16 protein-coding genes are annotated in these 19,485 nt (G+C 40.1%); 7 read left to right on the forward strand and 9 right to left on the reverse strand.

What is annotated here, in order from left to right:
• Position 1: 1 nt before the first annotated feature.
• Both NW213_RS08840 and NW213_RS08845 read right to left on the reverse strand, forming a co-directional pair.
• Positions 2 to 1,966, reverse strand: coding sequence for a dipeptidyl peptidase 3 (locus NW213_RS08840; protein ID WP_258322519.1), 1,965 nt, complete (start codon positions 1,964 to 1,966; stop codon positions 2 to 4).
• Positions 1,953 to 2,417 carry an AraC family transcriptional regulator gene (locus NW213_RS08845; protein ID WP_258322520.1) on the reverse strand — a complete coding sequence of 155 codons (465 nt, stop codon included), beginning with the start codon at positions 2,415 to 2,417 and terminating at the stop codon, positions 1,953 to 1,955. The genes NW213_RS08840 and NW213_RS08845 overlap by 14 nt, the downstream gene beginning before the upstream one ends.
• Positions 2,418 to 2,563: 146 nt before the next feature.
• On the opposite strand from NW213_RS08845, the gene recQ reads away from it, so the two are divergent.
• The gene (gene recQ, locus NW213_RS08850) at positions 2,564 to 4,384 is read left to right on the forward strand and encodes a DNA helicase RecQ (RefSeq protein WP_258322521.1); all 1,821 of its coding nucleotides are present in this window, start codon (positions 2,564 to 2,566) and stop codon (positions 4,382 to 4,384) included.
• A 34-nt stretch (positions 4,385 to 4,418) separates the two neighbouring features.
• Here recQ and NW213_RS08855 read toward each other — a convergent pair whose 3' ends face one another.
• Positions 4,419 to 5,243 carry a lipopolysaccharide assembly protein LapB gene (locus tag NW213_RS08855; protein WP_258322522.1) on the reverse strand — a complete coding sequence of 275 codons (825 nt, stop codon included), beginning with the start codon at positions 5,241 to 5,243 and terminating at the stop codon, positions 4,419 to 4,421.
• Positions 5,244 to 5,358: 115 nt separating this feature from the next.
• On the opposite strand from NW213_RS08855, the gene msrA reads away from it, so the two are divergent.
• From msrA to NW213_RS08885, 6 genes are all read left to right on the forward strand, one after another.
• Positions 5,359 to 5,844 carry a peptide-methionine (S)-S-oxide reductase MsrA gene (msrA, locus tag NW213_RS08860; RefSeq protein WP_258322523.1) on the forward strand — a complete coding sequence of 162 codons (486 nt, stop codon included), beginning with the start codon at positions 5,359 to 5,361 and terminating at the stop codon, positions 5,842 to 5,844.
• A gap of 203 nt (positions 5,845 to 6,047) precedes the next feature.
• A complete protein-coding gene (locus NW213_RS08865) occupies positions 6,048 to 6,413 on the forward strand; it encodes a BlaI/MecI/CopY family transcriptional regulator (RefSeq protein ID WP_204393570.1) in 366 nt (121 codons plus the stop codon).
• A 50-nt stretch (positions 6,414 to 6,463) separates the two neighbouring features.
• Positions 6,464 to 7,741 (forward strand): M56 family metallopeptidase, encoded by a 1,278-nt coding sequence (locus NW213_RS08870; protein ID WP_258322524.1) that lies wholly within the window; start codon positions 6,464 to 6,466, stop codon positions 7,739 to 7,741.
• A gap of 78 nt (positions 7,742 to 7,819) precedes the next feature.
• On the forward strand, positions 7,820 to 9,013 hold the full coding sequence (locus NW213_RS08875) for a peroxiredoxin (RefSeq protein WP_258322525.1): 1,194 nt from the start codon (positions 7,820 to 7,822) through the stop codon (positions 9,011 to 9,013).
• Positions 9,014 to 9,042: 29 nt separating this feature from the next.
• Entirely contained in the window at positions 9,043 to 10,257 is a 1,215-nt protein-coding gene (locus NW213_RS08880; RefSeq protein WP_258322526.1) for a TlpA disulfide reductase family protein, read from the forward strand.
• Positions 10,258 to 10,272: 15 nt separating this feature from the next.
• Positions 10,273 to 11,577, forward strand: coding sequence for a lipopolysaccharide assembly protein LapB (locus NW213_RS08885; RefSeq protein WP_258322527.1), 1,305 nt, complete (start codon positions 10,273 to 10,275; stop codon positions 11,575 to 11,577).
• Positions 11,578 to 11,670: 93 nt separating this feature from the next.
• On the opposite strand, the gene leuB is transcribed toward NW213_RS08885, so the two are convergent.
• The 6 genes from leuB to pncB form a co-directional block, all read right to left on the reverse strand.
• Entirely contained in the window at positions 11,671 to 12,732 is a 1,062-nt protein-coding gene (leuB, locus tag NW213_RS08890) for a 3-isopropylmalate dehydrogenase (protein ID WP_258322528.1), read from the reverse strand.
• Positions 12,733 to 12,757: 25 nt separating this feature from the next.
• The gene (locus NW213_RS08895) at positions 12,758 to 14,278 is read right to left on the reverse strand and encodes an alpha-isopropylmalate synthase regulatory domain-containing protein (RefSeq protein ID WP_258322529.1); all 1,521 of its coding nucleotides are present in this window, start codon (positions 14,276 to 14,278) and stop codon (positions 12,758 to 12,760) included.
• 17 nt (positions 14,279 to 14,295) lie between these two features.
• Positions 14,296 to 14,898 (reverse strand): 3-isopropylmalate dehydratase small subunit, encoded by a 603-nt coding sequence (leuD, locus tag NW213_RS08900; protein ID WP_154043981.1) that lies wholly within the window; start codon positions 14,896 to 14,898, stop codon positions 14,296 to 14,298.
• Between the two features lie 21 nt (positions 14,899 to 14,919).
• Positions 14,920 to 16,314 carry a 3-isopropylmalate dehydratase large subunit gene (gene leuC, locus NW213_RS08905; RefSeq protein ID WP_204447382.1) on the reverse strand — a complete coding sequence of 465 codons (1,395 nt, stop codon included), beginning with the start codon at positions 16,312 to 16,314 and terminating at the stop codon, positions 14,920 to 14,922.
• Positions 16,315 to 16,393: 79 nt separating this feature from the next.
• Positions 16,394 to 17,890 carry a 2-isopropylmalate synthase gene (locus tag NW213_RS08910; RefSeq protein WP_154043983.1) on the reverse strand — a complete coding sequence of 499 codons (1,497 nt, stop codon included), beginning with the start codon at positions 17,888 to 17,890 and terminating at the stop codon, positions 16,394 to 16,396.
• 312 nt (positions 17,891 to 18,202) lie between these two features.
• Positions 18,203 to 19,369, reverse strand: coding sequence for a nicotinate phosphoribosyltransferase (gene pncB / locus NW213_RS08915; RefSeq protein WP_258322530.1), 1,167 nt, complete (start codon positions 19,367 to 19,369; stop codon positions 18,203 to 18,205).
• Positions 19,370 to 19,485: the final 116 nt, after the last annotated feature.

A 19,485-nucleotide genomic window follows, 5' to 3' on the forward strand; every position in this document is an offset into this window, starting at 1 on the left:
TTCAAAGATTAGAATAATCTCGACTATAACGAAGCATCTGTTCGGCATAACCTTCGCTATAGTCTGTTTTTACGTCTATTATATTATTGTCATCGTCTGTCACAACACTATAAACAGGATTTATAAATCCTTTATATGGAGCAAGATTAAGAGACTTGTATCTTTCAAGAACTTCAGAATGCAATTTTTGATTAACTTTTACGGCATATTTCTCTACCAGTTCGCGTGCCGCCTCATAATCACCTTCGCTCTTTATTCTTTGGATTTCGGCAAGCAATTCGCCAAACAGTAAGCGCAACTTTTCGTAGTCATTTATGACAACAAATGTTTTTCCATCTTTTACAACCAGCTGCACAACACCATCTCCTGCCCCATGCTCCAAAGCCCATGCAGCAATAAGCTGACGGTTACGCATATGCGATTCTTCAATACAGCATCCCGGCTCTATCCTGACAAGCTGAGTCATCAATCCGTTCATCATATACGAATAATATTCAGCCTTATAAGCTTCACTGCCCGGAGTAAGGCCGAGCTCGACCATTTTTGCATCAGGTATGTAATAAAGTCCGAACAAATCAGCACGTGCCTCTTCTATTGTAGCGCCATATGCCTTCAAAGCATCAGGATCAACACCAGGAAGGAGTTTGCCGGAACCGTGACCGAGACATTCATGCAAGTCGGTATGAAGGTCACCTGTTATATCAGCATACTTGTCGAGCAGCTGCTTTTCATATTCACTATACACAAACTCATCTCTGAAACCGTTACCTTTGGCAGCCTTGTTATATGCATCAGTAAGATTGCCGATTGTCACTGACTTGGAACCGTGAACACTGCGAATCCAGTTTGAATTAGGAAGATTGATACCTATAGCACTGGCAGGATAAAGATCGCCCGCAAGTATGGCAGCCGTAATGACTTTTGCTGATACACCCTTAACTTCAGACTTCTTGAATTGTGAAGATACCGGCGAATGGTCTTCAAACCACTGAGCATTACTACTCAACACCTCAGTGCGGTGAGTAGCCTCCATATCTTTAAAGTTTACTATTGACTCCCAGCTGGCTTTCATTCCGAGCGGATCGCCATAGCTTTCTATAAATCCATTTACAAAATCGATACGAGATTCTGTATCCTTTAGCCAACAAATGGAATAATCGTCAAATATTTTCAAATCTCCTGTACGGTAAAATTCTATGAGCAGACGTATCACCTCTTTCTGATGTTCATTTTCTGCTACATCCATAGCCTTCTCAAGCCAATAGACAATTTTACGGATGGCATTACCATATTCACCGTCAAGTTTCCAGACCACTTCGGTTATCTCTCCGTTTTTCTTTTCCAAACGACTGTTCATTCCGTACATGACAGGAGTCTCGTCATCCGGCGATTTCATGGCAGCATAAAAATCCTCTGCCTCCTGCTGTGTGACACCTACATAATAATTCGAAGCCGATGTCAGCAACAAGTCTTCACCATCTGCTTGATTAACACGTTTAGGCATTATGGCAGGGTCGAAAATTACAGGAAACAATTTATTACATAATCCCACCACTGTCTCTCCTTCGGACAATGGCAATTGAGATTTATCCAATGACATAACAGCATCACGAAGAAAATCCACAGAAAATCCCGGAATGAATTTGTCTGTGGAATAATGATGATGAATTCCGCTTGAGAACCAAACTCTCTTCAGATACACTTCGAACGCCAGAAATTCCGAATCCGAACGGTCGCCGTCGTAATGTAAATACACAGCTTCAAGAAGACGGCGTATCTTCATGTTATACTTACCGTTCTGGTCGAACAAAATATCACGCCCGTTCAAAGCTGCTTCAGAGAGATAATAAATAAGTTTCTTCTGATTTAATGTCAAAGATTCGAAACCATGTACTCTATATCGTAAAATCTGCAGATCGGCAAACTGCTCTACAGAATAATTAAAATTATCTTCAGGCGTTTTCATGATTTTTTCTGTATTCATTAGGAGTAATACCTACAATTCTGTAGAAAGCTGCATAAAAAGACTGACGGTTTGCAAACCCTGACATCGCACTTATTTCCTCGATGTTCTTTCCGGCATATCTTTTGTCTGAAAGCATACGTTTTGCATCCCTAATTCTATATTCATTAAGCAGGCACGAAAAATTCATTTTGAACTTGGAATTAACCACAGCTGAAAGATATCTGGTATTAGTCTTCAGTATCTTGGCCAAATCGCTGGCTGAGAAGTTAGGCTGTTTGTACTTTTTTTGCGTTACTACCAGCTCATATATCCTGTCGTAAAGTTCGTCTGCCAGTTCTGTCCTTATAAGATCTCTATAAGGTGCAGACTTTATTTTCTTTTCTCTAAGATTATATGGCATCTTCACCTGTACGTCATTTTCATTATTTATTACTTCATGATTATTTTCCATTTGTGCTGATTTATTTTAGTCCTAGTTCACATTTTTTCAATACAAATTTGTAAGATTTTTTTCAGACTACAAAATATTTGTCAACATTTTTTCGTATGTATAGACGCAGAATATTATCTTTGCACAAACAAAAACAGACTTATCAAATGCTCGATATTCTCAAAAAATATTTCGGATATACAGAGTTCCGTCCTCAACAGAAAGAAATAATCACAAATATACTAAACAAAAAAGACACCTTGGTTCTTATGCCTACAGGTGGGGGCAAATCCTTATGCTACCAGATTCCGGCACTTATGATGGAAGGTACAGCCATAGTGGTTTCACCACTGATTTCGCTGATGAAAGACCAGGTGGAAGCATTACAGGCCAACGGCATAGCCGCACGCGCACTGAACAGCATGAACACTGATACTGACAATACGAATGTACGTATGGAGTGCCTGCAGGGAAAAGTAAAACTGCTATATATATCTCCAGAAAGACTTATATCTGAAACAAGCTATCTGCTCAGAGACATTAAGATATCTCTTTTTGCCATAGACGAAGCTCACTGCATTTCGCAATGGGGACATGATTTCCGCCCTGAATACACACAGCTGGACATACTTAGAAAACAGTTCCCCAGGATTCCGATAGTGGCACTTACTGCCACAGCAGACAAAATTACACGTCAGGACATAGTAAAACAGCTGAAAATGAATGAACCGGAAGTGTTCATTTCCTCGTTCGACCGTCCTAACCTGAGTCTTGACGTAAAGAAAGGATATCAGCAGAAAGAAAAAATCAGAATAATAAAAAGATTCATAGAAAAACATGGCAATGAAAGCGGAATAATATACTGCATGAGCAGAAAGACTACCGAGAAAGTTGCCGAACTTCTTTACGACGAAGGTTTCGACACTGCAGTATATCATGCAGGACTGTCGAATTTCGAACGCGAACAGACACAGGATGATTTCATCAACGACCGTGTACAGATAGTGTGCGCCACCGTTGCTTTCGGAATGGGAATAGACAAGTCGAACGTAAGATGGGTGATACACTACAACCTGCCTAAAAGCATAGAAAGTTTCTATCAGGAAATAGGACGTGCTGGTAGAGATGGCATGAAGAGCGACACTATGTTGTTCTATTCACTTGGCGACATGATCCAACTTACCAAATTTGCCGAAGAAAGCAACCAGAAGGAAATAAACATAGAGAAACTTAACCGTATGCAGCAATATGCCGAAGCCGACATCTGCCGAAGAAGAATCCTGTTGAGTTACTTCGGAGAGACAATGGAACATGACTGCGGCAATTGCGACGTATGCCGTAATCCTCCTGAAAGATTTGATGGAACTATTATTATACAGAAAGCTCTGAGCGCAATAGTAAGAACCAACCAACAGATAGCCACAGGGACACTTATAGAAATATTACGAGGCAACTTTACACAAGAAATTTCGGAAAAGGAATACGACAAAATAAAGACTTTCGGAGCCGGAAGGGACGTTCCTTCACGCCACTGGCAAAACTATCTGCTACAAATGCTGAACATGGGATACATAGAAATAGCATACAACGAAAACAACCATCTGAAAATAACCGAACTGGGAGCCAAGGTTCTGTACGGAAAACAGAATGCGGAACTGGTTGTCATTAAAGAAGATGAATTCTCCAATAAGCAATATAAAAAGAATACTATCGTTACATCGCCTGTACAGATTAAGAAAAATGCTTACGGGAATCTGGAAAATGAAGACTCCCTGTTCGAGACTCTGCGTCTGTTAAGACTAAAACTGGCAGAACAGGAAGCCATTCCTCCATATATTGTAATGTCCGACAGTACGCTGCAATCGCTCTGCGACAAGAAACCCAAAACTCTGGAAGACCTTGACGACATTTCAGGATTCAGCGAATATAAAAAGAAGAAATACGGACGTGATTTTGTAAATGCGATAAAGAAATATTACAACTCATAAAGATATAAATATAGGATAAAACACCAAGTATTACCTATTTGCATTTCTTAATCTGCTCCAAGAGTGCCGAACGAGGTATCCCCAAAGAGATAGCTTTTTCGTATGCCTTAAGGGCCTTGTCCTTATCTTTCAATGACAGATAAACATCACCCAACTGCACTGTGGTTTCCGCATCATTAGGATTAAGACGCAACGCTTCTTCCAGGTCAAGAACAGCAGCCTCGGGATATCCTCTTTCCAAATCAAGATTTGCTCTCATTATCAAGAGTGATGCATCATCAGTGAACTCACCGATGAGCAGATTCAATTTGTCACGTGCCCCAGTAAGGTTTCCCTCAAGTTGATCAAGCATTGCCAGACCTATTCTGGCAGCCTTATGCGACGGTTCCTTGCCTACTATTACATTATAGTCTATGCGCGCCTCCTTATATTCACGCCTCTGCATATAAATGTATGCACGATAAAGACGTGCTTCTATATTCTCAGGTATAAGGTCTATAACGTTACAGAAATCTACATACGCTTTTGAGTCCAATCCTTTGTCAAGATACAGAGTTCCACGGTTTAGAAGCATGGCTGTGGAATAGGGAGTGATATTAAGAGCCATGGTATATGCTTCTATAGCCTCATCCGTACGTCCCATACGCTTAAGCACCGTACCAAGATTGGAAAAAAGAAGGGCATTACGCGCATTGTTAGGATCAATCTTCAACGCTTCTCGGAAAAGCTGTTCTGCCTGTACAAGACTATCAGTCAAGGCATATTTCATCGCACGGTCCACAATCTCATTGTACGATTGCGAATAAGATTGGAATAAAGTACAAAACGATATAAAAATGAGTATCAATATTTTCTTCATAATCACGAATATTCAGTAGTTTATGACGCAAAGGTAACAGATAAACAGATATATAGTGCAGCAGTTAAAATCTTTTTGTATGTTTGCACATTCATTTATAAAACTGACTGAAATCATGAAAACAGAAAAAGCTATTTTTGCCTGCGGATGTTTCTGGGGAGTACAACACCAGATGGAAAAGGCAAACGGTGTGATAAACACCACAGTGGGATACATAGGTGGATACAAGGAAAACCCTACATATCAGGAAGTAAAGGCTCACACTACAGGGCATGCCGAAGCGGTACTTGTAGAGTATGACGCCGAAAAGATTTCATACACAGACCTGTGTAAACTGTTTTTTGAAATACACGACCCTGCACAGACTGACGGGCAAGGTCCTGACATAGGTCCTCAATACAGAAGTGAGATTTTCTATCTTGATAATTCACAGCTGGAACAGGCACAGAATGTAATTTCCATCTTACGCGACAAAGGATATGAAGTCAATACAGCACTTACTCCGGCATCACATTTTTGGGAAGCAGAGGACTACCACCAACATTACTATGACAAAACAGGAGGCGAGCCTTATTGCCATATCAGAGTGAAAAAATTTTGACATAATTTCAACCACAAAACACCCGTACAAAAACGACAGTTCATTCTAAGTAGAATGAGCTGTCGTTTTATTGTTAACTTCTGCGATCAAACGGACAATGATAATTAATTCTGATATTAACCATGTTTAACCTTCTAATATTTGCATAATTACGATTATTTCGTAGATTTGCGAAAAGTTAGTAATTAAAAGATTGATACGATATGGAAAAACTTACATTTCAGGAAGAAGAAGCTATGCGCTTTATATGGAAATTGGGACCTTGCTATGTGAAAGATGTAGTGGGATGTTATGACGAACCGCTCCCACCCTATACCACGGTTGCATCAATAATAACCAATCTTAAAAGAAAGGGTTACCTGAAAGCCGAAAAGTTCGGAAACACTTACAGATATACCCCACTGGTGAAACAGGAAGAATATACCAAAAATTCGGTAAGCAGTCTGGTAAAAAACTACTTTGCCAACTCATACAAGGAAATGGTTTCTTTCTTCGCCAAGGAACAGAAGATTTCGAAAGACGAACTTAACGAAATTATAAATCTGATAGAAAAAGAAGATGACAAATAAATCTCTGTCAGATTACTGTAAAATCTTCAATACTTTAAAATACATTATTTATGATATACCTACTTCAAGTCAATTTGGGCATAATCCTGTTTTACGCACTGTATAAACTGATATGCACACGCGATACCCTCTTCAATTCAAGACGGTTGATACTATTGCTGTCACTTATTCTTCCGTTCATCATACCACTGATTGATATCCGTGAATGGATGGAGACACGTGAAAGCCTGGTAATGCTGACAAATTTTGATTATTCCACCACTATTCCTGAAATAGTAGTCGGAACAGCTGGAACGGAACCGGGAAATCAGGTATTCGTAATTTCCGAATGGATAAAAAATATATACATCGCAGGTATATTGGCATTATCCGTAAGACTGATTGTTCAGGCCATTAGCCTATATATGATTATACTCCGTACATCGGAAAAAACAGTGAACGGAATACGTATAAAATGCATGAAAGACAAGTCAGAACCATTTTCATTCTTCAATTGGATTTTCCTGAATCCTGACAATGTAAAAGAAGAGGAAATAAGCGAAATTCTCACTCACGAAATGGCTCATGTACGCCAGAGACATTCCATAGATGTAATTATCTCCGAACTGGTAAATATATGTTGCTGGATAAATCCATTCGCATGGCTTATGAAACGCGAAGTGAGACTGAATCTTGAATTCCTGGCAGACAGAAGGGTTATGGATGCGGGATTTGCCACAAAAAGCTATCAATATCACCTGCTTGGACTGACATACAGTCACAAGTACGGTTTATCTAATAATTTTAATTTTTCTCACCTTAAACAACGTATCATTATGATGAACAAGAAAAAGACAAACGGTGCGGGCCATATCAAATATGCCCTGTTCACCATTCCGGCCTTTGCTCTACTCCTTGCCGGAAACATTTCATGCTCTTCGGAAGCAACAAAGACTGATGATGTAAAAGAAAATGCTGCTACAGTAAAACCTGATGTAGAGGAAGTCCCTATTGACAAACCTGTCACAAAAGACGAAGCATTTGCCGTAGTGGAACAGATGCCTGAATTCCCTGGAGGCATGAAGGAGCTTATGACATACCTTAAGGATAATATAAAATATCCTAAGGCAGCTCAGGACAAAAAAGTGCAAGGAAGAGTTATTGTACAGTTCGTAGTTGAAAAGGACGGAACTCCTACTGAATTCAATGTTGTACGTTCTGTAGATCCGGATCTTGACGCTGAAGCATTGCGAGTATTGGGCGGAATGCCAAAATGGAAACCGGGAATGCAGAAAGGTCAGGTTGTAAGAGTGAAATACACTGTCCCTGTAACATTCAGACTACAGTAAATCAATTTTCTGAATCCACTTTAAGATGTGATTAACGGCAGGAATCTTAAAGTGGATTCTTAATATAAGACTAATACAATGAGAACAACGCTCTTTATACTATCATCTATAATATTAGGATTTACAACTGGCGGTTGTAGCGGTAATAATAAAAAAGTTCCTGAAGGAGAATTCCTCATTGAGGGATACATAGAAAATATCCCCGACAGCACTATTGTCACTCTATGCAAAGCAGAAGACAGAAGGTTCTCCGCTAAAATAGTATCTGACACAATAATCGGAGGAAAATTCATTCTCAGAGATACTATGAGTTCCAAAGTGCCTCAACAATTGCAATTGATGACAATATATAAGGAGTCCTTTTCTGTGAGAGTACTACCTTTATGGATAACTTCCGGAGCTGAAATTAAAATACAAGGTGAAGGGATGCTTTGTCCTTTCTGGGAAGTGGAAAGCAATGTGCCAGAGCAGAAATACGAAAGTGAGTTCACCAAAATAGGAATGCCTGAAATGGTTGAAGCGCTCAATAATGAGATGATAGTATATGAATTGTTCCGAAAGGATATAAGCGACATTTCTATACGAAACCAGATAGATTCCATAAGAAACAATCATGTATTTCCGCTGGAGGACAAGGCACGTCTTCGCGAACTGGAATACATGAAAACCGCACCGGTGACAAAAGTGTGGCTCGAAAAATACTATTATCAGGTATTGCATCTGTTTACAAATAAAAATCCTGAATATTCTCATAAAGATTTGGTATATTCCCTATACGGACGCCTGACTGAGGAAGACAAGAATTCGCGTGTAGGACGAGAGATAGCAGCCTACATGAAAATGACTGAAACTGTAAAAACTGGTGAAAATATGGTGGACGGAATTTTGTACGATACGGAAGGAAACAAACGTAGTCTTTCCGAATTCAAAGGCAAATATATCCTGCTGGATTTCTGGAGTATAGGTTGCCAGCCTTGTATGGCCTCAATACCCGAAATGGAAGAAGTTGGCAGAATTTATAAAGAAAAACTTGAAACTGTAAGTATAGGCAGTAATACAGAGGACAGATGGAAGAAATTCATAAAGGAGAACAACATGACCGGGAATCAGTGGAATGAGCTTCGTTCTGTAAACGACGGACTTGCGGCAGCATACGGTGTAAAGGGCGTACCTCATTATGTACTGATATCTCCGGAATGTAAGGTAATAGACATCTGGACAGGGTATCGTAAAGGAATCATAAAAGAAAAAATTGAAAAATTCGTAAAATAAATCACCACAAATAACAAATTTCACTATTTATGAAAACACATATCTACATTTATATTTCTATATTATTTATGGTAATGTTTTCCGCCTGCGGAAAGAAAACTGACAGGGAATATCTTTCTGAAGTGCTTGAGAATATGAACAAGGTAAATTCAGTAAAATACCATTGTGTACTTAAATCTTGGGAGCCGGGAGACAATGAACCTGTATACGATGAACAGAGGGAAATATACGAGCATGTAAATCCTGAAGATACCGCCATAGGTTATTCATATTTAATTGCATCAGACAAGGAATTCAAGCATCCTCTATCAGTATATGATGGAACTGTTCAATCATATATTGAAGAAAAGGAGAAAGAAATAGTAATAGATGACTTCACACGAAAAAGGCCTTTACCATTCAGATTAATCAAACAAGAAGCTTTTTATCACATGAAAGCAATAATAGATTATGCGCTGAACACAAACGACAGCATTATCCTCACACTGAAGGACGAGGGAAAAGATTTTCTTATGGAACTGACGATAAATATGCCCAATCAGGTAGAGTTTTTCGGTAAGGCACAATATATGCCGGAAAACCCTTACACATACGACCCTACATCTATTTACAAAGTATGGATTTCTAAAGAAAATGATATGCCATACCGCTATCGCAGGGAAATGCAACATAATATAAATGAAGAAATCTGTTCCGACTTTGTATTCAACCCCTCGGGAATGGGAAAAATAATAGCAGAAGATTACTATCCGGAAGGCTATGAACGGTATATAAGAGGACAGAAAAAAGAGAAGCCTGCCGTTGACATGACAGGTAAGACTGCTCCGGAATGGACTCTGACTGATATTAACGACCGGAAAATCTCACTTAAAGACATTAAATCGAAAATTGTCCTTCTACAGCTCACAGGAATAGGATGCGGTCCGTGTAAAGTTTCTATCCCTTTCCTGAACAGGCTTAGAGAGAAATACGACAATAATGAGCTTGAAATCATAGCTGTTGAGACATGGATAAAGAGAAAATCATCGAGCGAGAACTATATCAGGAAGAATGATATAAAATACAAATTCCTCACTGCCGACAAGGAAAGTATAGAAAAACTTATTAATGACTATCAGGCCGGAAGCAGTGTTCCTCAATTTTATCTGATAGGTAAAGACAGAAAGATATTGAAGAAATTCCAAGGATACGCCGAAAAGATAAGTGACAAAGAGATAGAGGACGAGATTAAGAAAAATCTATAAACCACATACATAAATATGAAATCAGGAAGACTTCTTTTTTGTTTGTCATGCACCTTTACGCTCGGAGTGCTGGCTCAAAACAAGGACAGCATAAGAATTGCCATTGATAACTACGAATACGAAAAGGTTCTCGAACTTACTTCGTGTACCGACTCGCTTGACGAGGAATGTACGGAACTCAGACTACAGGCTTGTAAGGAACTCAACAAATGGCAAACCGCACTTCCGCTACTTCAGAATAGGCTTGAGCAGGACAGTACCTCACTAAAATCATGGGCAGAAATAGCAGAGTGCTACAGAAGGATTGGAGATGTAAGGAAAAGTTCTGAAGCATACGCTCATGCCGTGAGACTCAGCCCCGACAAATCTTTCTTCAGACAAAAACATATCAATGCCCTGATTGCTCTTGACGACCTGGAAAATGCAAGAAAAGCATGCCATGACTGGATAGACCGCGATTCTACATCGGCTACGGCATACCGACTGCTGGGAGAGACATACGAAAACGAAGATCCTCTATCTGCCTTTGCCGGATATAATGCCGCATTTCGACGTGATTCTCTTGATCCTCAGATTATATCCAGAATAGCCAATATGGTAAACAACAATGGGCAGTATTCATACGCAATGCTCATTACAGAGGAATACCGACGACATGACTCACTCAACATAGACGTGAACCGTCAAAATGCAAAAGCTTTCTGCATGATGAAAATGTACCCCAAAGCGATAGAAAGATATGAAAGCTTGAAAAGAATGGGCGACAATTCTTATCTGACACTGTTCTATCTCGGTATGTCGTACTACGGCAACTATGACTTTTATTCCGCTTACGACAATCTGAAAAAGGCTATAAGCATAATGCAACCGTCAGGACCAAACACAGGAGCCTTATATTATTTCGCAAAATCTGCTGCACGTACTTCATGGAAAGGAGAAGGTGTAGAAGCCATGAATACTGCCATATCGCTGACCATGCCAACAGACAGTGTTATGATCCGACTCTACAAAGGTCTGGCAGAATGCTGCGAGCTGAACCTTGACACCAAAGGCGAAATTGCCGCTTTATTAAAGCAATACGAATACTCCAAGGATAATGTGTTGTTCTATACCATCGGATGCAGATATTATTACAGAGATGACTACGAGAATGCTTTAAAATATTTCAACAAATATATGGAAAATGTTCCTGAAGACAAGCGTTATAAGTATGACGAGAACGGAGAAATAGACAATGACAGAAGAACCTATTATCAAGACGCAGAAATAAAAATCAAGAATATCAAGGAACATAAATTCTTTAAAGGAAAACCACAGTAAGATTATTACATTCGACCACAGAAAATATAAAAAAAGTCCGGACAGAAAATAAAAAACACTGTCCGGACTTTTTATATTGTATATGAGTAATGATTATGCTTTCTTGATATAGTCAACAATCCACTGGCCAACTTCCTTAGTACCGTATTTGGCACCGCCTTCTACCTGAATTTCAGGAGTACGTACGTTGGCATCAAGCGAAGCATCAACGGCACGACGGACCAATGCTCCTTCTTCTTTCAAATCAAAATATTCGAACAGCATTGCTACAGACAATATCTGTGCCAACGGATTGGCGATGTTCAGCCCTTTAGCCTGTGGCCAAGAACCGTGGATAGGCTCGAATACCGGTGTACTTTCGCCTGTAGAAGCAGATGGAAGAAGTCCCATAGAACCGCTGATTACAGAACCTTCATCTGTAAGGATATCACCGAATGTATTTTCTGTAACCATTACATCGAAGAACTTAGGTTCCTGAATCATCTTCATTGCAGCATTGTCCACATACATATAGTCTGTAGTCACTTCAGGATACTGCGGAGCCATTTCCTGGGCAATCTGTCTCCACAAACGTGAAGAAGCAAGGACATTTGCCTTATCAACCACAGTAAGGTGTTTGCGGCGTTTCATTGCATATTCGAAACCTACTTTCAGGATTCTTTCGATTTCAGGACGGGTGTACATATTTGTATCGTATGCTTTGTCGTTATCCTGATACTTTTCGCCGAAATACATACCTCCTGTCAGCTCGCGGATACAAAGGAAGTCTGCACCGTCAACGAGTTCTGCCTTAAGAGGAGACATGTGTACCAGACATTTGAAAGTCTGTACAGGACGGATATTTGCAAACAAACCGAGTTTTTTGCGCATAGCCAGAAGTCCCTGTTCCGGACGTACTTTTGCTGTAGGGTCATTATCGAATTTAGGGTCGCCTACTGCCGAGAACAATACAGCATCGGCATTTTTACAAGCCTCGTAAGTTGCTTCCGGAAACGGATCGCCCACTTTATCTATTGCGTCTGCACCACAGATGGCATATTCGTATGAAACTTTATGGCCGAATTTCTCACAAACGGCTGTCATTACATCAACTCCCTGAACGGAGATTTCCGGTCCTATTCCGTCACCGGCTAATACTGCTATTTTAAAATCCATTGTATTTGAGTTTTAAGTTTATTTTCTATTCAATAAGATTCAACATTTTTATTGTAGCTTTAATTGCTGCTTCTGTCTGGTCGGCATCCAAACCACGGGTACGGAATTCCTTGTCTTCATAATTCCATGTTATCACTGTCTGTACAAATGCGTCTGTGCGTCCGCCCGGTGGAATGGTAACGGCATAATTCACAAGCATAGGGAACTTACGGTTCAGTGTCCCTTTATATATCTTTCGCAATGCGCGTACAAAAGCATCGTACTGACCATCACCACTTGAGCTTTCCTGATATACTTTACCGTCTATCTCTATGCTCAATGTTGCCATAGGTTTCAATCCTTGGGCAAGGGTGACAAAGTAGCTTAAAAGCTTGACCTTTTTATCTACCGTATCATGTTTGAGCACATCACTAATGATATAAGGCAAGTCATCCTGAGTCACAAGTTCCTTGCGGTCGCCAAGTTCAATGATACGGTCTGTCACCTTACGCATTGATTCTTCATCCAGTTCCAGTCCCAGACTCTCAAGATTCTTACGGATATTCGCCTTACCTGAGTTCTTACCCAAAGCATATTCCCTCACACGGCCGAAACGTTCCGGCTGAAGATCGTTGAAATAAAGATTGTTCTTGCTGTCACCGTCGGCATGGACACCTGCCACCTGAGTGAATACATTCTGACCTACTATAGGTTTGTTGGCAGGAATGCTTATACCTGAGTATGATTCAACAGTACGGCTTATCTCATTCAGACGGCTTTCGTCAATATGTGTGATAGCCTGAAAATGATCTTTCAATATCGCCTGCACACTGGCAAGAGGAGCATTTCCTGCACGCTCGCCCAAGCCGTTGATTGTGGTGTGAAGACCTTTTACTCCGCTCAGAACTGCTGCCAATACATTGCTGACTGCCAAATCATAGTCATTGTGCGCATGGAAATCGAAATGCAAATCTGGATAGCGTTTCTTCATCTTGCGCATATACTCTATCACCTGAAGAGGATTCAGAATACCTAAAGTATCGGGCAGCATAAAACGCCTTATTCCTGCATCAAGCAATCCGTCAACAAGTCCGAAAACATACTCCGGAGAGTCTTTCATACCGTTACTCCAGTCTTCCAGATAAAGATTGACTTCCATATCGCGGTCCAAAGCGTATGCCACTGTACGGCGAATATCTTCAAGATGTTCTTCCAGTGTTTTCTTCAGCTGATAGCGGCAGTGTTTCTCCGAGCCCTTCGAAAGAAGGTTTATCACCCGTCCGCCAGCATCATGTATCCAATCTACAGAGACAGTTCCGTCCACAAAACCAAGTACTTCTACCTTATATAGCATATTGTGGCGTGCTGCCCAATCGCATATCATCCTGACAGCATTCAGTTCTCCGTCGGACACACGTGCCGATGCCACTTCTATCCTGTCAACCTTCAGGTCTTCAAGCAGCATGCGGGCTATCATCAGTTTTTCGTGTGGAACAAACGATACTCCACTGGTCTGTTCACCGTCGCGGAGTGTTGTATCCATTATTTCTATTACAGGATGATCCATATTTATCAGTTCAATTATTATCTGTTACTTACAGCTTCTTCGTATGCTGCTATCTTGTCCCTGTTTTCTACAAGGAAGTCTATATCGTCCAGACCGTTCATCAGACAATGCTTTTTATAAGCATTTATCTCGAATTTCTCAGATTTGCCTGTAGCCTTGTTGGTGATGGTCTGTTCCGGAAGGTTTACTTCTACCTCAGTTTTAGGGTCGGCATATATAGAATCGAAAAGTTCCTTCAGGAATTCTTCGCTTACCACTACCGGAAGAACGAAATTGTTCAGTTCGTTATTCTTGTGGATATCGGCAAAGAAACTTGACACTACCACTCTGAATCCATATCCGGCTATAGCCCATGCCGCATGCTCACGGCTTGAACCGCTTCCGAAGTTCTTTCCTGCCACCAGTACCTGTCCGCTATATTTAGGATCATTAAGAACAAAATCTTTATTCAACGATCCGTCCGGATTATATCTCCAATCGCGGAAAAGATTGTCACCGAAAAACTTTTCATCACGTGTAGTGGCCTTGAGGAAACGTGCCGGGATTATCTGGTCTGTATCCACATTTTCCAAAGGCAAAGGGATACAAGTGCTTGTTATTATATTGAATTTCTGTTTCATTGTTATACTCAATTTTACTGATTACATAAGTGTTCTTGGATCTGTTATCACTCCTGTTACTGCTGCAGCTGCGGCTGTAAGCGGACTTGCAAGCAATGTTCTTGAGCCAGGTCCCTGACGTCCCTCAAAGTTTCTGTTGCTTGTAGAAACAGAATATTTACCAGCAGGTATTTTGTCGTCGTTCATGGCAAGACATGCAGAGCATCCCGGCTGACGTATTTCAAATCCGGCTTCTTCAAGAACTTTGTCCAAGCCTTCTTCACGAATCTGTTCGTCCACCATCCATGAGCCCGGAACGAGCCATGCAGTAATATTATCAGCTTTCTTACGTCCTTTAACGATTGAAGCAAAGGCGCGGAAATCTTCTATACGTCCGTTTGTACATGCACCCAGGAAAACATAATCCACTTTCTTTCCTATAAGACTTTCACCTGGAGTAAATCCCATGTACTGCATAGATTTCTCGAAAGAACCTTTTTCCACTTCACTCATACCATCTGTAGTTGGAATATTCGAAGTAATTGCCATGCCCATACCAGGATTAGTTCCGTATGTAATCATCGGCTGAATATCAGCTGCATCATAACGGACTTCTTTATCGAATACAGCGTCATCATCGCTTTTCAAGGTCTTCCAATAAGCAAGAGCTTTATCCCACTCTTCTCCCTTAGGTGCATATTCGCGTCCTTTGATGTATTCGAAAGTCACTTCGTCCGGAGCTATCATACCGCCACGTGCTCCCATCTCGATAGACAGGTTACACAGCGTAAGACGTCCTTCCATAGTTAGGCTGCGGATAGCTTCTCCGGCATATTCTACGAAATATCCTGTTGCACCACTTGTAGTCATCTTTGACATCATATAAAGAGCTACGTCTTTTGCAGTCACTCCTTTACCAAGTTTTCCGTCGATAGTAATACGCATTGTCTTTGGGCGTGCCTGAAGAATACACTGTGATGCCATAACCATTTCCACTTCACTTGTTCCGATACCGAAAGCTACGGCTCCCATGGCACCGTGGGTAGATGTATGCGAGTCACCACATACGATAGTCATTCCCGGAAGTGTCAATCCTCTCTCAGGACCAACCACATGAATGATACCATTCTTCTTGTTCATCATTCCGAAATGTGTCAGACCGAAATCGGCAGCATTCTGTGCCAAGGCATCCACCTGTGCTTTTGATACAGGGTCTTCTATCGGTTTGTCCTGGTCGTGAGTCGGTGTGTTATGATCCGGCATACAGTAGATTTTCTCAGGACGGAAACACTTCAAACCGCGTGCACGCATACCAGCGAAAGCCTGCGGACTTGTCACTTCGTGGCAATAAAGACGGTCTATATATAATTGGGTAGGTCCTTCTTCAACCTTCTGCACTACGTGTGCATCCCATATTTTGTCAAATAAAGTATTCATGTAAGTTTAAAATTGTGAGTTTATTGTTTTTTATATAAACAAAACCAATCACTATTAATTGTTAATTATTAATTAAGTTTCATTTTCTGAACTTGTTGATACAGTCGATATAAGCTTCCACAGATGCGGCAATAATGTCTGTATTGGCTCCGAAGCCATAATACATCTGACCGTCATATTCCACCTGCATGTGTACTTTACCAACATCATCACTACCCTTGCTGATAGCCTGAATAGTAAATTCTTTCAGTGTCATCTGGCGCTTGATAATCTGCTTAACTGCTTTAATAGCAGCATCCACAGGACCATTACCGGTAGCAGCTGCCTCGAAATGCTCACCTGATATGTTAAGTCCGAGACTTGCAACAGAACGAACTCCTACACCACTTGTAACTTGCAGATATTCCAATTTGATATGATGATTCACATTTCTGTCGGCACCGGCCAATACCATTATATCATCGTCAGAAATATCTTTCTTCTTGTCGGCAAGTTTAAGGAAATCCTCATAAACCTTGTCAAGTTTCTCCTGAGTCATATCCAATCCAAGAATATGAAGTCTGTGTTTCAAGGCAGCTCGTCCGCTGCGGGCTGTCAATACAATAGCATTATCATCAATACCCACATCCTTAGGATCGATAATCTCGTAAGTCTGAACATTCTTCAATACTCCATCCTGGTGTATTCCCGACGAATGTGCAAAGGCATTACGTCCTACAATGGCCTTATTAGGCTGGACAGGCATATTCATCAAGCTTGAAACCATTCGGCTTGTAGGATAGATTTTCTGTGTATTTATATTTGTATCAATATCAATGTCATTGTGGCAACGAAGAATCATGGCTACCTCTTCAAGAGATGTGTTTCCGGCTCTCTCACCTATACCATTGATTGTCACTTCAACTTGTCTGGCTCCGTTCAAAACACCGGAAATGGTATTTGCTGTAGCCATACCCAAATCATTATGACAGTGAGTTGAAATTATGGCCTTGTCTATACCATTGACATGTTCCATCAAATATTTGATTTTTGCACCATATTCTTCAGGAAGGCAGTATCCGGTAGTATCAGGAATGTTCACAACTGTAGCTCCGGCTTTGATTACAGCTTCTACCACTCTGGCCAAATACTCATTTTCAGTACGTCCGGCATCTTCGGCATAGAACTCAACATCCTCAACATATCGTTTTGCGTATTTCACTGCTGCAACAGCACGTTCAATAATTTCTTCTCTTGTTGAATTGAACTTATACTTGATATGTGAATCTGATGTACCGATTCCTGTATGAATTCTTTTATGCTTTGCATATTTCAAAGCCTCTGCAGCTACATCAATATCTTTCTGAACCGCACGCGTAAGGGCACAGATAGTAGGCCATGTAACAGCCTTTGAAATCTCAATGACAGAATTGAAATCGCCCGGACTGGATACCGGAAAACCTGCTTCAATAATGTCCACTCCAAGTGCTTCCAACTGGCGGGCAACCTGAATTTTCTCTACAGTATTAAGCTGACAACCAGGAACCTGCTCACCATCTCGAAGAGTTGTGTCAAAAATAAATAATCTCTCACTCATATTCTTTGCATTTTATATAGTTATCAAAAAAAAGCCTTTCGCACAGGGAAGTGAGAAAGGCTTGATATATCTTAATATTTTTACATCAGTATGCACGCGACTCACTTCCCACCGGTGTTCCCAGTAGAATAATAATACCGCATAGCAAAATATGTAAAAACATTGTATTCATATAATATTCTTTTTTTGTTCGATGCAAAGGTATATATATTTCTGGAATAATGAAATAAAATGAAAGTTTTTCTCTGTATTTAACAACAATTTAATAGTTCTACTATATTATTACTATTATTATATCAATTCTGTTAATGGTCATTCTATTCTGAGTTCATGCATGCATGCCTGAACTTCTGTTATGCTTCCCATGTGTTTTCCCATGTCATCCGACAATTTTATACATTCTCGCCAGCCTTGGTTGGCATTCATCTTACATTTTGACAATTTCATTACAATATTCGACGGCTGGTAGCCTGTGTCATTGGTAAGGTTCGTACCTATTCCGAACGAACATCTTATTTTACCCTGACAATACTTATATAATGACAAAGCTTTCTCAAAATCCAAAGCATTACTGAAAATTATTGTTTTGGTAACAGGATCTATTCCCAATTCCTTATATCTGTCAATAAGTTTATCTACAAACTCAAGTTCATCCCCGGAATCACATCTTACGCCATCAAACAGTTTTGCCTGCTTACGGCTGAAGTTTGTCAGAAACGATTCGGAAGTATATGTATCAGACAATGCTGTACCCAAATCACCATCATACACATTTACCCAATTCTCCAATGCCATGTAATTGGCATGCTTGTATCCAAACTGGGCTCCGTGAAACATGAACCATTCATGTGGATGCGTTCCCATAGGACGCATATTATATTTCATGGCAAGATAGCAGTTTGATGTACCGGTACAGTATTTAGAATGTTTCTTCAGATAATCTACCACCCAATCATGTACTTCGAAAGAAAATCTTCTTCGTGTTCCGAATTCAGAAAATGGCATGAAATTCGAGTTGGACAACTCCACTTTAGTGGCTAATTTTGCAAGAACCTCTTCTTTCAAAGGTTTCTGATTGAAAAACATATTCTTTATTTCAGAAATTATTGCAAGAATAGGAACTTCATAAAGAGTAACCTTATATAAATAGTCGGTAACTTCGATATGCAGATGACGCTCCTCATCAAGATAGACCTCTATTATCTCAGGATTAAAGCGGAAAGAAGACAACCACTCCCAATATACTCTTGGCATAAATCTGCAATTGACAGACATATATTCAAGTTCATCAGATGTCAGCCCTACTCTTTTCAATCTGTTGAATTCTTCTTTAAGTGCATTCAGGAATTCATCCGAATACACCGTTTCGTCACGATCCTTAAAACTGAATGTTCCTATTGCGTAAGGAAACAACTTTATATAAGCGTATGATGTAGTGAACTTATATAAGTCTGTATCTAAAATTGATTTTATTATCATAGATATAATTTTTTTGTCAATGTGGTAAATTTACAATAAATTAATCGTAATGTAAAATTTATGTGCGTTTTACTTTCACATCTTTCAAAAAATGATTTTACAGGTAAACAAAGTCT

This window comes from Bacteroides sp. ET336, from assembly GCF_024733815.1.
Lineage (GTDB): Bacteria > Bacteroidota > Bacteroidia > Bacteroidales > Bacteroidaceae > Phocaeicola > Phocaeicola cellulolyticus.